Here is a 13146-nt window from a genome sequence, read left to right on the forward strand (position 1 = left end):
TCCCAAAGGACACCCTATGAAAACCTCTATCTTTAAAAGCCTCTATGTCCAGGTTCTGACGGCCATAGCGATCGGTATTCTGCTGGGCCATTTTTACCCGGAACTGGGCGCGCAAATGAAACCCTTCGGCGACGCCTTCGTTAAGCTGATTAAAATGGTGATTGCTCCGGTTATCTTCTGTACCGTCGTGACGGGGATCGCCGGGATGGAGAGCATGAAAGCCGTTGGCCGTACCGGGGCGGTAGCGCTACTCTATTTCGAAGTGGTCAGCACCATCGCGCTGATTATCGGTCTGATTATCGTCAACGTGGTGCAGCCGGGGGCCGGGATGAACGTCGACCCGTCGACGCTCGATGCGAAAGCGGTGGCGGTGTACGCTGAGCAGGCGAAAGACCAGGGGGTGGTGGCCTTTTTACTGGATGTGATCCCGGGCAGCGTCATTGGCGCCTTCGCCAGCGGCAACATCCTGCAGGTTCTGCTGTTCGCCGTTCTGTTTGGCTTTGCCCTGCATCGTCTGGGCAGCAAGGGCCAGCTGATTTTCAACGTCATTGAAAGCTTCTCGCAGGTCATCTTCGGCATCATCAATATGATCATGCGCCTGGCGCCGATCGGCGCCTTCGGGGCCATGGCCTTCACCATCGGTAAATATGGCGTCGGCACCCTGGTGCAGCTGGGGCAGCTGATCATCTGCTTCTATATCACCTGTATCCTGTTCGTGGTGCTGGTGCTGGGGAGCATCGCCCGGGCCACCGGCTTCAGCATCTTTAAATTTATCCGCTATATCCGTGAAGAGCTGCTGATCGTGCTGGGGACCTCCTCATCCGAATCGGCGCTGCCGCGCATGCTCGACAAGATGGAGAAGCTCGGCTGTCGTAAGTCGGTGGTGGGCCTGGTGATCCCGACCGGCTATTCGTTTAACCTCGACGGCACCTCTATCTATCTGACGATGGCGGCGGTGTTTATCGCCCAGGCGACCAACAGCCATATGGATATTTTCCATCAAATCACCCTGCTGGTGGTGCTGCTGCTCTCCTCGAAAGGGGCGGCGGGAGTGACCGGCAGCGGCTTCATCGTGCTGGCGGCGACCATCTCGGCGGTTGGGCATTTACCGGTCGCTGGCCTGGCGCTGATCCTCGGTATCGACCGCTTTATGTCCGAAGCCCGCGCTTTGACTAACCTGGTCGGTAACGGCGTCGCCACGGTGGTGGTGGCAAAATGGGTGAAAGAACTCGATGCCAAACAGATGGATGATGTGCTGAATAACCGTGTTCCCGCGAACAAAACGCACGAATTATCCTCTTAAATCCTCCTCTTAGGCCCGTACTCCCTTGCTGGAGTACGGGCTCCTGCGCATAATTAGAGGTCATTTCCGCCCGGCGGGAATGACACGAAATGATTATTTTACGTTGTCATGCGACATTTTCGTCTCCGTGTGGTCTAACCGACGTATTTCACTCTCACTTTTTTCGGCAGCCCGTCAGTGGGATGCTGTTGTAACCAGGAATGTTCATCAGGGGTTCACATGCAGGGCACAACAATTAAACTCTTAACGGGCGGTTTGCTGATGGTAGCGGCGGCCGGTTATGTGCAGGCAGAAGCGCTCCAGCCTGATCCGGCCTGGCAACAAGGGACCTTAGCGAATGGGTTGTCGTGGCAGGTGCTGGCCACGCCGCAGCGTCCCAGCGACCGTATCGAAGTCCGTCTGTCCGTGAATATTGGCTCGCTGAGCGAAAGCACTCAGCAGAGCGGTTTCAGCCGTTTTATTCCCCGTCTGGCGTTGACGCAAAGCGGCAGCCTGCCGACGATGCAGGCGCGCTCGCTGTGGCAGCAGAGTATTGACCCGAAGCGTCCTCTGCCGCCGGCCATCGTCTCCTACGATTACACGATGTTTAATCTCAGCCTGCCGAATAACCGCAACGATCTGCTGAAAGAGGCGCTGAGCTGGCTGGCGGACGCCAGCGGTAAACTGACCATTACGCCTGAATCGATCAATCACGCGCTGCAGGGCAGCGACATGGTGGCGACCTGGCCGCTGGATACCAAAGAGGGCTGGTGGCGCTATCGCCTGAAGGGCTCCACCATGCTGGGCCACGATCCCGCCGCGCCGCTGAAGCAGCCGATCGACGTGGCGCAGCTGAAAGACTTTTATCAAAAATGGTACACCCCTGACGCCATGACGCTGATCGTGGTGGGTAACGTCGACAGCCGCAGCGTCGCTGAGCAAATCAGCAAGACCTTTGGCGATCTGAAGGGTAAGCGGGAAACGCCGGCGGCGGTGCCGACCTTATCGCCGCTGCCCACCGTGCCGGTCAGCATCATGACCAGCGCCGTGCGCCAGGACAAACTGTCCATCATGTGGGACGCCCCCTGGCAGCCGATCCGCGATTCCGCAGCGCTGCAGCGCTACTGGCGCGACGACCTCGCCCGCGAAGCGCTGTTCTGGCACGTGCAGCAGAGCCTGAGCAAAAATAACGTCAAGGATATTGGGCTTGGTTTCGACTGCCGGGTGCTCTATCAGCGCGCGCAGTGCGCCATCAATATCGAATCGCCGGGCGAGCGCCTGAATAACAACCTGAGCGTGGTTTCGCGCGAATTGGCGAAAGTGCGCGACAACGGCCTGCCGCAGGAGGAGTTTGACGCGCTTATCGCCCAGAAAAGCCTCGAGCTGCAGAAGCTGTTTGCCACCTATGCGCGCACCGACACCGACATTCTGATGAGCCAGCGCATGCGCTCCCTGCAAAATCAGGTGGTGGATATCGCGCCGGAGCAGTACCAGAAGCTGCGTCAGGAGTTCCTCAACTCCCTGACGGTGGACATGCTGAACCAGTACCTGCGTCAGCAACTCTCTCAGGATATGGCGCTGGTGTTACAGCAGCCGAAAGGCGAACCGGAATACAACATGAAGGAGCTGCAGGCCACGTGGGAAAAACTGATGGCGCCGAGTCCGGCGAGTCCGGCGGCCGCAGCGACCAGCGGCAGCGCCGATACGGTTGACGCCCACAGCGAGGCCAGCGACATCCCGTCGGGGCAGTAACCTGACGCCTCTCCGGCGCGCCAGCGGCGGCCGGAGAGCGCTTACAGGTGAGGATTATTGCGGCATCGCTTCCCGCGGGATGATCGCCCCGCGATACTGGATCACCGTGCTGGCGGTCAGATGTCCGCGTCTGGCGGCGGATTCAGCATCGCCGCCGGTCAGGCGAACGGCCAGATAGCCGGCGCTGAAGGAGTCGCCGGCGGCGGTGGTATCCACCACCTTCTCTTTGGCCAGCTTGACGGCCGGCACTTCCCGCAGCGGTTGCCCGCTAACCGAGACCAGGCAGGCATCCGCTCCGCGCTTCACCACCACCTCTTCCACGCCGGCGGCGTGGGTGCGGGCGATCACCTCGGCGACCGGTTTTTCGCCCCACAGCGCGTCTTCATCGTCGAGGGTCAGAAACGCGATATCGGTGCAGGCGAGCATCTCCTGATAAACCTGCTGCGTCTCCGCCTGGCTGGCCCACAGGCGCGGGCGATAGTTGTTGTCGAAGATCACCTTGCCGCCGTTGGCGCGGCACTCACGCAGCAGCGTGAACAACGTTGCACGACTGACCGGGCTGAGAATGGCGAGGCTGATACCGCTCAGATAGAGATAGTCGAAAGTGGCCAGCTCTTCGCAAATCGCCGCTGCGCGATCGCTCTCCAGCCAGAATTTTGCCGCCGCCTCGTTGCGCCAGTAGTAGAAGGTGCGCTCGCCGGCGTCATCGGTTTCAATGTAATACAGCCCCGGCAGGCGGTCGGCCATCCGCTGGATAAGATCGATGTTGACGTTTTCCTGCTGCCAGCTGTCGAGCATCTGCTGGCTGAACGCATCGGTTCCCAGCGCGGTGACGTAGTGGACGCTCAGCGCGCTGGCATCTGTCTGCCGCGCGATATAGACCGAAGTGTTTAAGGTATCGCCGCCAAAGCCGCGGTTAACGGCCCCGTTCTTCTCTGACAGCTCAATCATGCATTCGCCAATGACGGCAATTTTTTTAGACATAGCCAGAACCTGCAATGGAATCGATATAAGCGCTAGTGTGCGCTGCGCTGTTTTGCTGGTCAATCATATTAAAACATCGTTCCATTATTTTTTTGACCTGACGCGCGTAATGTGACGAAAAGCGCATTTCCAGGAGAAACGCCGCTTTTTGACTATATTCAGGACTGACGTGATGCAAAAGGAGCGGAGTAGGGATGAGCAGAACCCGTAAAACGTTGGTAATCATCACAGGAACGATACTGTTGCTGATCGTTCTCTTCTTTATCGTGCTGGCCACCTTTGACTGGAACCGGCTGAAGCCGACGATCAATCAGAAAGTGTCTGCCGAGCTGAACCGCCCGTTCGCCATCCGCGGCGATCTCGGCGTGGTCTGGGAGCGTCAGCCGGAGGAGCGCGGCTGGCGCAGCTGGATCCCGTGGCCCCATGTGCACGCGGAGGATATCGTGCTGGGCAATCCGCCGGCCATTCCCCAGGTGACCATGATCCACCTGCCGCGGGTGGAGGCGACCCTCGCCCCGCTGGCGCTGCTGAGCAAAACGGTGTATCTGCCGTGGATCAAGCTGGAACGGCCCGACGTGCGGCTGATCCGCCTGGCGGAAGACAACAATAACTGGACCTTTCAGCTGGCTGGCGATCGGCGTGCCGCGGGGGACAGCGCCCCCTCCAGCTGGTCTTTCCGCCTTGATAATATTCTTTTCGACCGCGGGACTATCGCCATCGATGACAAGGTTACCCGCAGCGATATCACCATCCTCGTCGATCCCCTAGGCAAACCGCTGCCGTTCAGCGAAGTCACCGGCACGAAGGATCGGCAGAGCGCGGCGAAACCAGGCGACTACGTTTTTGGTCTGTCGCTGAAGGGCCGCTACAAGGGCCAGCCGGTCACCGGCAACGGTAAAATCGGCGGCATGCTGGCCCTGCGCAGCGCAAGCACGCCTTTCCCGCTGCAGGGCGACTTCCGCTCCGGCAATACGCGGGTGGCGTTTAGCGGCACGGTCAGCGACCCGCTCAACGTCGGTGGCATTGACCTGCGGCTGAAATTCGCCGGCGATTCGCTGCGCGACCTCTACGACCTGACCGGCGTGCTGCTGCCGGAGACGCCGTCGTTCTCCACCGACGGCCACCTGCGCGCCGACTTTAAGCAGAAAAACCGCATGCGCTTTGACTATCAGGATTTTAACGGCCGGATCGGCGATAGCGACATTCATGGCTCCCTGACCTATACCACTGGCAAACCGCGACCGAAGCTCAGCGGCGACATGGAGTCGAAGCAGCTGCGGCTGGCGGATCTCGGGCCGTTAATCGGCGTCGACTCCGGCAAAGGGACGAAGAAAGGCGCTGCGCGCCAGGCGGGCGACCGACCGCAGCCGGCGGGTAAAGTGTTGCCGGCGGACCGCTTTGAGACCGATAAATGGCAGATGATGGATGCCGATGTGCGCTTTAAGGGCCGGAGAATCGAGCACGGCGGCACGCTGCCGATCAGCGATCTGGCGACCCACGTGATCCTGGAGGATGGCGACCTGCGCCTGCAGCCGGTGCGTTTTGGCCTGGCCAACGGGTCGATTGCCGGCAGCGTGCACCTGCAGGGCGATAAAAAGCCGCTGCAGGGTGAGGCCAATCTGCAGGCGCGGCGCCTGAAGCTGAAGGCGCTGATGCCGAACGTCGAGATGATGCAGAAAACCCTCGGCGAGATGAATGGCGACGTTCAGCTGCGCGGCAGCGGCAACTCGGTGGCGGCCCTGCTCGGCAACAGCAACGGCAACCTGAAGCTGCTGATGAACGACGGCCTGATCAGTCGCAACCTGATGGAAATTCTCGGCCTTAACGTTGGCAACTACCTGATCGGCCAGATTTTTGGCGATGAGGAGGTTCGGGTGAACTGCGCGGCGGCCAATATCGACGTGACCAACGGCGTCGCCCGGCCGCAGATTTTTGCCTTCGATACGGAAAACGCGCTGATCAATGTAACCGGGACCGCCAGCTTCGCCTCCGAGCAGCTGGACCTGACCATCGATCCGGAAAGCAAAGGCTTCCGGGTGATCACCCTGCGTTCCCCGCTGTATGTTCGCGGCACCTTTAAATCGCCGCAGGCGGGGGTGAAGGCCGGGCCGCTGATTGTCCGCGGCGCGGTAGCGGCGGCGCTGGCCACCCTGGTGACCCCGGCTGCCGCGCTGCTGGCGCTGGTTTCTCCGGCGGAGGGCGATAGCAACCAGTGCCGGACCATTTTGTCGCAGATGAAAAAGTAGGAGAGCGCCCTGACGCCAGCGGCGTCAGGGCGAAGGATCATAACGACTGGTGGCGGGTCTCGTGGGTCAGCAGCAGGGCGATCAGCGTCAGCGCCGCCATCGCCGCCAGATAGGTGCCGACCGCCGCGAGGCCATAGTTGCCCTGCAGCCAGGCGGCAATGTACGGCGCCACCGAGGCGCCGAGGATCGACGACACGTTATAGGAGAACGATGCCCCGGTGTAACGCACTTCCGTCGGGAACAGCTCCGGCAGCAGCGCGCCCATCGGGCCAAAGGTCAGTCCCATCAGGCTTAAGCCCAGCAGCAGGAAGGCGAAGACCAGCAGCGGATTGCCGGAGCCCAGCAGCGGTTTAAAGGCGAACAGGGCGAACAAAATAATCATCGTGGTGATGATAATCATGCTCTTACGACGACCAAAGGCATCCGCCAGCAGGCCGGCGATCGGCACCATCACGCCAAAGCCAATCACCGCCATCATCAGCATCCACAGCACTTCGTTACGCGGCAGGCCCAGGCCATTCGGCGCCGCGCCGGTGCTGAAGGTCATCGAGTAGACGGTCATGATGTAGAACAGGGTATAGGTTGCCAGCATGATGAAGGTGCCCAGCACCGTCACGCGAACGTGTTTGGTCAACAGGGTACCCAGCGGGATTTTGACCTGTTTTTTTGCCGCCGCCACTTTGGCGAAGACCGGGGTCTCATGCAGCGAAACGCGAACATAAAGACCGATGATCACCAGCACCGCGGAGAAGATAAACGGCACACGCCAGCCCCACTCCATAAACTGCTGATCGGTTAACAGCCAGGAGAGCAGCAGGAAGGTGCCGTTGGCGAAGAAGAAGCCGATCGGCGCGCCCAGCTGCGGGAAGGAGCCGTACAGGGCGCGCTTGCGCGCCGGGGCGTTTTCCGTAGCCAGCAGCGCCGCGCCGCCCCATTCCCCTCCGAGGCCAAGTCCCTGACCGAAGCGCGCCAGCGCCAGCAGCATCGGCGCGACAATGCCAATGCTTTCATAGCCGGGCAGCAGGCCGATCACCACGGTGGAGATCCCCATGGTTAACAGCGAAGCCACCAGGGTAACCTTGCGGCCGACGCGATCGCCGAAGTGGCCAAACAGCGCGGAGCCGATTGGTCGGGCGACGAAGGCGATGGCGAAGGTGGCCAGCGATTGCAGGGTGGCCGCGGCGGCATCGCCCTGCGGGAAGAAGATATGCGGGAAGACGATGACCGCGGCAGTGGCATAAATGTAGAAGTCGAAAAACTCAATGGCGGTGCCAATGAGCGAGGCGACAACGACTTTATTGCGTGAGTTGACCGGGGCGGTTTCCTGCGTGTTTTCGAGTGTGGTGGCTGTGGCTTGCATAGATCTTTCTTATTTTTGCGCGAACGAAAAGCCATATAGCCACAGCCACAGGGACATTTCAATCTGTAACAAACGAAGAGAATGAGCAAAAAAGCGGCAAAAAGCGGATAATTTTTACGCCAGAAAAAATAGTTCTATGAAATGCTTCACACAATTAAAAGGATAGAGAATAAAACCAGTTTTTCGTTAAATAAAAGTTACGCGCTGGATTTATCTGCTGAAATCAAGCGCGAGGATGAATTTTGCCTCTTTTATTCATCCTCGCAATACGTCAGCGGTGGGTTTTGCCCGGCATCCGTCGGTCGTCTTTATACTCCGCGGTGGCGATCCACGCGGCGCAGAACAGCGTCAGGCGGGCAAAGAAATAGAAAAAGGCCATCAGCCCGAGCACCGATCCGAACGCCGCCCCGGAGGGGGATTTCACCAGCGCCGGCAGCGTCCAGGTCATGACGATTTTGATGATTTCAAAGCCAATCGCCGCGATAAGCGTGCCGCGAAACAGGGCCTTGCGCCGCGGACGATGGCGCGGCAGCCGCCAGAAGATCCAGAAAAAGAGCAGATAGTTGGCAAAAATAGAGATGGCGAGACCGATCAGCCGCCAGGCGGGTTTCAGCCATTCAATATTGTCCAGATACAGCGCGGAGATAATCAACTGCTGGGCGGAACCGGCGACAGAGGTGATCGACAGCGTAATAATCAGCGCCACCAGCAGACCGATCAGCGAGATAAGATCGCGGAAGTATTTTATCCAGATTTTCTCCTCGTCCTGCGGCCGGCGCTCCCAGACGTCGCGTGACTGAGCGCGGATCGCTTCGCGCAGGTTGCCCATCCAGTTAATACCGGAATAGAGCGCCACCAGCAGGCCGACCACACCGACGGTGGTGCGCTGCTGCACCGCGGTGTTGATGGTGTTTTTCAGCGTCGCCGCCAGCGTCGGGTCGCTGACGTTTTGCAGAATTTTGTCGAAAATGTCCTGCAGCAGGGTCGGATGCCAGGCCAGAACGAAGCCGGCGGCGGCAAATGAGACCATCAGGATCGGGATCATCGACAGGAACGAGAAATAGGTGATGGCCGCGCCGAACTGATTTCCCAGCCGGTCGTTGAAGCGCTCTGCGGCGCGTAGCAGGTGGGCGATCACCGGGTTGCGCTGCACTTTAGCCGCCGTTCCGGTGACGGTCTTCAGCGCCTGGCTGGCTTTTTGGCCGACGGCCGTGTCATTGAGGGCGTCGAGGGGGCTTTTGCTTTTCTCCGGCTGCGTGTCCGGTTCCTGTGGTGGGCGTCGATCGTCGTTTTCCGGCGTCATACGTAATTTCTTCCTTTTTTACCGCGAGATTCAGCAAAAAGTATACCTTAAATGCCGTATCCTGCAGGAACGCATCTGCCCGCCCCCCGTTCACCCTCCGCGCGGATCAATCGACGTAATCTTTCATCAGCCCGCCCAGCCACTCCATAAACAGATGCACGCGGCGGGAGAGATTGCGCCGGTGCGGGTAGATAAGCGAGACCGGCAGCGGCTCAGCGCGGTACTGGGGCAGGATCTCGATCAGTTCGCCGGCGCGTAACGCCTCGCGCACGCCGGTGCGCGGCACCTGAATAATTCCCAGCCCGGCGATACAGGCCGCCTGATAGGTTTCCGTGCTGTTGACCGTCAATATGCCGCCGCTTTTTACCCAGCGCACGGCGCCGTCGATCACCACCTCGAAGCCGGAAGGACGGACCCCGAGAGTGCTGGCGTAGTGGATCAGGGCATGATCCGCCAGATCCTCCAGGGATTGCGGGTAGCCAAAACGGGCCAGGTAGTCCGGGCTGGCGCAGTTAATTTGCGTCAGCTTGCCCAGCGGGCGGGCGATAAGCCCGGAGTCTTTGAGCGCGCCGACGCGCACCACGCAGTCAAACCCCTCGCGGATCACGTCCACCAGCCGGTCGCTGCTGCTCAGCTCCAGTTCGATGCCCGGATACTGCTGCAAAAAAGTCGGCAGATGCGGGATCACCAGCTTTTTGGCAAAACCGACCGGCATATCCACCCGCAGCCGGCCGCTGATGCTCGCCGGATCGTGCTGGAACATCCCGTCCAGTTCGTCGAGGTTGCTCAGCAGATCCTTTGCCCGCTCGTAGTAGACCATCCCATCCTGGGTGAGTTGAACCCGACGGGTGGTACGGTGCAGGAGCCGCACGCCAAGATGGCTTTCCAGGGCCTGAATCTGCCGCGAGACGCTGCCTTTCGGCAGCGCCAGGGTCTCGGCGGCGCGGGAGAAGCTCTCCAGATCCGCTACGCGAATGAATAACTGCATTGCATGAATTTTATCCATGCTCATGGCCTATTGTTGTTGTGAATGAAACAGTAAAACGTAATGTAGCGTATTTATTGTTTTACTGGCAGTTAATAAGCTAGGACACAATCACAACGCAACCTGAAAGGGGTCTTCTGATGACACAACGTATCGCTTTAGTGACCGGCGGCAGCCGTGGCCTGGGTAAAAACGCCGCGTTGAAGCTGGCGGCGAAGGGAACCGACATTCTTCTGACCTATCACAGCAACCGCCAGGCGGCTCTGGATGTGGTGGCGGAGATTGAGCAAAAAGGGGTCAAGGCGGCAGCATTGGCGCTGAACGTCGGCGATTCCTCAACATTCGACGTCTTTGCCAGCGAGGTGGCGCAGGTGCTGGCGCAGAAGTGGGGACGCACTACCTTTGATTATTTACTGAACAACGCTGGGATCGGCCTCAACGTCCCCTTCGCCGAGACCAGTGAAGCGCAGTTTGACGAGCTGATGAACATCCAGTTCAAAGGGCCGTTTTTTCTGACCCAGCGGCTGCTGCCCCTCCTGCAGGACGGGGGGCGGATCCTGAATGTCTCCAGCGGCCTGGCGCGCTTTGCCCTGCCGGGCTATGCGGCCTACGCCGCGATGAAGGGGGCGATGGAGGTCCTGACCCGCTATCAGGCGAAAGAGCTGGGTGGACGGGGGATATCGGTGAACATCATCGCGCCGGGGGCCATTGAGACCGATTTTGGCGGCGGGGAGGTGCGTGATAACGCCGAGGTGAATCGGCATATCGCCGCCCAGACCGCGCTGGGGCGCGTCGGGCTACCGGATGATATCGGCGACGCCATCGCCGCCCTGCTCAGCGATGAGCTGGCGTGGATGAACGCGCAGCGTGTGGAAGTCTCGGGAGGGATGTTCCTCTGAACCCCGCTGTCGTCAGACCGTGAGCGGCGGCGCGCTAGGGCGCATCGCCCTCCGCGCGCAGCCGACCGAACAGCCAGTCGTTGTGCCAGCGTCCGTTGAGCCAGTAGTTCTCCCGCAGCACCCCCTCCAGCCGGAACCCGGCTTTGAGCAGTAACTGCTTAGACGCCTCGTTGCCGGCGGTGACGGTGGCGGTCAGGCGGCGGACGCCGCCGGTGGTGAAGGCGTAGTCACACAGCGCGCGCAGCGATTCGTAGCCGTAGCCCCGGCCCTGCGCCGCCGGGGCGAAGAGAAAGCCGACCTCGGCTATGTCGCGCTGATGATGTAGGTAACCGGTGAGGCCGAGCGGGGTATGGGTCAGCCTGTCGCGCACCACCAGGCACAGCCAGTGTGCATCCCCGGGCGTCCACGGCGGCAGCCGCGAATCGAACGCCTCGCGGATGGCCGCCTGCGGCCGGGGGTCGGCCACATAGAGCATGACCTGCGGATCCTGCTGCAGGGAAAGAAAAAACGACCAGTCGTCCAGCTGCAGCGGTGAGCAGCGCAGGCGCGGCGTCAGAAGTTCAGGCATAAGCGTCATTCCGGGCAGGGCGAATCCCCTGAACATAGCAGGAGAAGGCCGCCGGGAACAGCCCGACTAGGTTGGCTCACCGTACAGGCCAATCAGCCGGCGCACCACGCCGTTGGTCCAGCCGAAGCCATCCTGCAGGGGATACTCCCCGCCGCCGCCCTCATGCGGCACGCCGGTGGCGATGTGGTATTTCTCAATCAGCTTGTGGTGCTGCTTGTAGAAGTGGTTGACCGTCTGCAGCCAGCTCCAGGCGATCTCATCTCCCAACGGATCCTGACCGTAGCGTTTAAATCCCTGCACCGCCATCCACTGCAGCGGCGCCCAGCCGTTGGGTTTATCCCACTGCTCGCCGCTTTCGTATTCGGTGGCCATGATCCCTCCGGGGGTGAGCAGGCGGGCCCGCACCGCATCGGCAAGGCGTTCCGCCTGTTCGTGGGTCGCCAGGCCGACGTAAAGGGTGACAATGCTGGCGGCGGAAAACAGCGCCAGCTGTTCGCGGCGCCAGTCATAATCGCGAAAACAGCCGTTCTCATCGTCCCACAGGTAGCGGTTAACCGCCGCCCGCCGATCCTGAGCCTTCTGGCGGAAGGCTGCTTCCGTCTCGCGATCGCCCTTCAGCCCGGAGAGGTTGGCGATGGTCGTCTCCAGCTTGAACAGGAAGGCGTTCAGGTCGATGGGGATAAACTGCGTGGTACGGATACTGGCCAGCCGCGTGATATCCCGCAGCCAGCGGCTGGAGTAGTCCCAGCCGGACGCGGCGCCCGCCCGCAGATCGCGGTAGACTTCATTAGCCGGCCGTCCCGAGTGGCGGGCGGTCTCCACGTCCTCGCGCCACGATTCATCCCGCGGCGTGTCCCGATCGTCCCAGTAGCGATTGAGCAAGGAGCCATCCGGCATGCGCACCACGTGCCGATACGCCTGATGCGGGATCAGCGACTCGGCGCCGTCCATCCAGAAGGCGTGCTCCATCTTCAGATGATCCAGATAGCGCTTCGCGCCGCGCACGCCGTCCTCTTCAAAAAGTTCGACCATCAGGGCGAACACCGGTGGCTGCGAGCGGCTGAGGTAGTAGGTGCGGTTGCCGTTCGGAATGTGACCGTAGGTTTCAATCAGCCAGGCGAAGTTATCGGCCATGCATTTTAGCAGATCTTCCCGGCCGCTCTCCGCCAGCCCCAGCATGGTGAAATAAGAGTCCCAGTAATAGGTTTCGCTAAAGCGGCCGCCGGGGACGATATAGGCCTGCGGCAGCGCCAGCAGCGACGACCAGGGGATATGATCCTGAGGCTCGCGGGTCAGCACCGGCCACAGCTTATCGATGTGCTCTTTCAGCGTCAGGTTGGGGTCGGAGGTGTAAACGTCGGTCTGGCTCTCCGGCAGCCAGAAGTTGTCCTCAACGAACTGCCGTAGATCGAAATCGGGCTGACGTTTGACCTTCCGGTAGTTCCGCAGGATGTCCAGCGGGTCGTGCTTCGGCGCGCAGTCGGGAAACGTTTTGCTGTCGGCAAAAATGCGTGATTTCTGCACGTTGGTAAACAGCTCAAGATAGCGATCCGCCGGGGTGAGGGCGTCAGACGCCGGAAGCCCCTCGATCACCTCAGGCTCCGGTTCAGCGTCAATCATCTCATCCAGCTTTAATTCGTACGGATCGGCTTCGTAGCAGGGATCGATGTCGATCCTTAACTCGTCGTCTTCAACGTGGCGTAATTTCTGGCTGAACATAGCGATACGGACCTCCGGATAGCGTGAGTTCGCGGCCGGGCGTACCCG

The 13146-nt window shown here is 60.5% G+C and carries 10 protein-coding genes; 4 read left to right on the forward strand and 6 right to left on the reverse strand.

Annotated elements, in window-relative coordinates; translation table 11 throughout:
* The first annotated feature begins 16 nt into the window (after window positions 1–16).
* Window positions 17–1303 (forward strand): dicarboxylate/amino acid:cation symporter, encoded by a 1287-nt coding sequence (locus ACLEXF_RS22390; protein ID WP_004204966.1) that lies wholly within the window; start codon window positions 17–19, stop codon window positions 1301–1303.
* A gap of 219 nt (window positions 1304–1522) precedes the next feature.
* Window positions 1523–3034 (forward strand): M16 family metallopeptidase, encoded by a 1512-nt coding sequence (locus ACLEXF_RS22395; RefSeq protein WP_004204964.1) that lies wholly within the window; start codon window positions 1523–1525, stop codon window positions 3032–3034.
* 54 nt (window positions 3035–3088) lie between these two features.
* On the opposite strand, the gene ACLEXF_RS22400 is transcribed toward ACLEXF_RS22395, so the two are convergent.
* Window positions 3089–4018, reverse strand: a complete 930-nt coding sequence (locus ACLEXF_RS22400; RefSeq protein ID WP_004204963.1) for a sugar kinase — start codon at window positions 4016–4018, stop codon at window positions 3089–3091.
* Window positions 4019–4212: 194 nt separating this feature from the next.
* Between ACLEXF_RS22400 and ACLEXF_RS22405 the strand changes: the two genes are divergently transcribed.
* A complete protein-coding gene (locus ACLEXF_RS22405; RefSeq protein ID WP_194425927.1) occupies window positions 4213–6264 on the forward strand; it encodes an AsmA family protein in 2052 nt (683 codons plus the stop codon).
* Between the two features lie 37 nt (window positions 6265–6301).
* Here the strand turns inward: ACLEXF_RS22405 and ACLEXF_RS22410 are convergent, their stop codons facing one another.
* From ACLEXF_RS22410 to ACLEXF_RS22420, 3 genes are all read right to left on the reverse strand, one after another.
* On the reverse strand, window positions 6302–7624 hold the full coding sequence (locus tag ACLEXF_RS22410; RefSeq protein WP_017900001.1) for an MFS transporter: 1323 nt from the start codon (window positions 7622–7624) through the stop codon (window positions 6302–6304).
* Between the two features lie 271 nt (window positions 7625–7895).
* The gene (yhjD, locus tag ACLEXF_RS22415) at window positions 7896–8927 is read right to left on the reverse strand and encodes an inner membrane protein YhjD (protein ID WP_048295699.1); all 1032 of its coding nucleotides are present in this window, start codon (window positions 8925–8927) and stop codon (window positions 7896–7898) included.
* Window positions 8928–9033: 106 nt separating this feature from the next.
* Window positions 9034–9933: a LysR family transcriptional regulator gene (locus ACLEXF_RS22420; protein ID WP_004204959.1), complete on the reverse strand. Its 900-nt coding sequence runs from the start codon at window positions 9931–9933 to the stop codon at window positions 9034–9036.
* A gap of 119 nt (window positions 9934–10052) precedes the next feature.
* Between ACLEXF_RS22420 and ACLEXF_RS22425 the strand changes: the two genes are divergently transcribed.
* Complete coding sequence (locus tag ACLEXF_RS22425) at window positions 10053–10811, forward strand: SDR family NAD(P)-dependent oxidoreductase (protein WP_004204957.1); 759 nt, start codon at window positions 10053–10055, stop codon at window positions 10809–10811.
* Between the two features lie 34 nt (window positions 10812–10845).
* Here the strand turns inward: ACLEXF_RS22425 and ACLEXF_RS22430 are convergent, their stop codons facing one another.
* Together ACLEXF_RS22430 and ACLEXF_RS22435 are read right to left on the reverse strand one after the other, a co-directional pair.
* Window positions 10846–11379 (reverse strand): GNAT family N-acetyltransferase, encoded by a 534-nt coding sequence (locus tag ACLEXF_RS22430; RefSeq protein ID WP_048295698.1) that lies wholly within the window; start codon window positions 11377–11379, stop codon window positions 10846–10848.
* 66 nt (window positions 11380–11445) lie between these two features.
* A complete protein-coding gene (locus ACLEXF_RS22435; RefSeq protein WP_017899998.1) occupies window positions 11446–13098 on the reverse strand; it encodes an alpha,alpha-trehalase in 1653 nt (550 codons plus the stop codon).
* Window positions 13099–13146: the final 48 nt, after the last annotated feature.

The organism is Klebsiella pneumoniae complex sp. WS1778 (genome assembly GCF_049472055.1).
Classification (GTDB): domain Bacteria; phylum Pseudomonadota; class Gammaproteobacteria; order Enterobacterales; family Enterobacteriaceae; genus Klebsiella; species Klebsiella quasipneumoniae.

Bases quoted from the DNA above. Each gene is read 5' to 3' on its own strand.
- ACLEXF_RS22425 (WP_004204957.1), top strand. From the start codon at position 10,053: ATGACACAACGTATCGCTTTAGTGACCGGCGGCAGCCGTGGCCTGGGT.
- ACLEXF_RS22420 (WP_004204959.1), bottom strand. From the start codon at position 9,933: ATGGATAAAATTCATGCAATGCAGTTATTCATTCGCGTAGCGGATCTG.
- ACLEXF_RS22410 (WP_017900001.1), bottom strand. From the start codon at position 7,624: ATGCAAGCCACAGCCACCACACTCGAAAACACGCAGGAAACCGCCCCG.
- ACLEXF_RS22435 (WP_017899998.1), bottom strand. From the start codon at position 13,098: ATGTTCAGCCAGAAATTACGCCACGTTGAAGACGACGAGTTAAGGATC.
- ACLEXF_RS22405 (WP_194425927.1), top strand. From the start codon at position 4,213: ATGAGCAGAACCCGTAAAACGTTGGTAATCATCACAGGAACGATACTG.
- ACLEXF_RS22400 (WP_004204963.1), bottom strand. From the start codon at position 4,018: ATGTCTAAAAAAATTGCCGTCATTGGCGAATGCATGATTGAGCTGTCA.
- ACLEXF_RS22430 (WP_048295698.1), bottom strand. From the start codon at position 11,379: ATGCCTGAACTTCTGACGCCGCGCCTGCGCTGCTCACCGCTGCAGCTG.
- yhjD (WP_048295699.1), bottom strand. From the start codon at position 8,927: ATGACGCCGGAAAACGACGATCGACGCCCACCACAGGAACCGGACACG.
- ACLEXF_RS22395 (WP_004204964.1), top strand. From the start codon at position 1,523: ATGCAGGGCACAACAATTAAACTCTTAACGGGCGGTTTGCTGATGGTA.
- ACLEXF_RS22390 (WP_004204966.1), top strand. From the start codon at position 17: ATGAAAACCTCTATCTTTAAAAGCCTCTATGTCCAGGTTCTGACGGCC.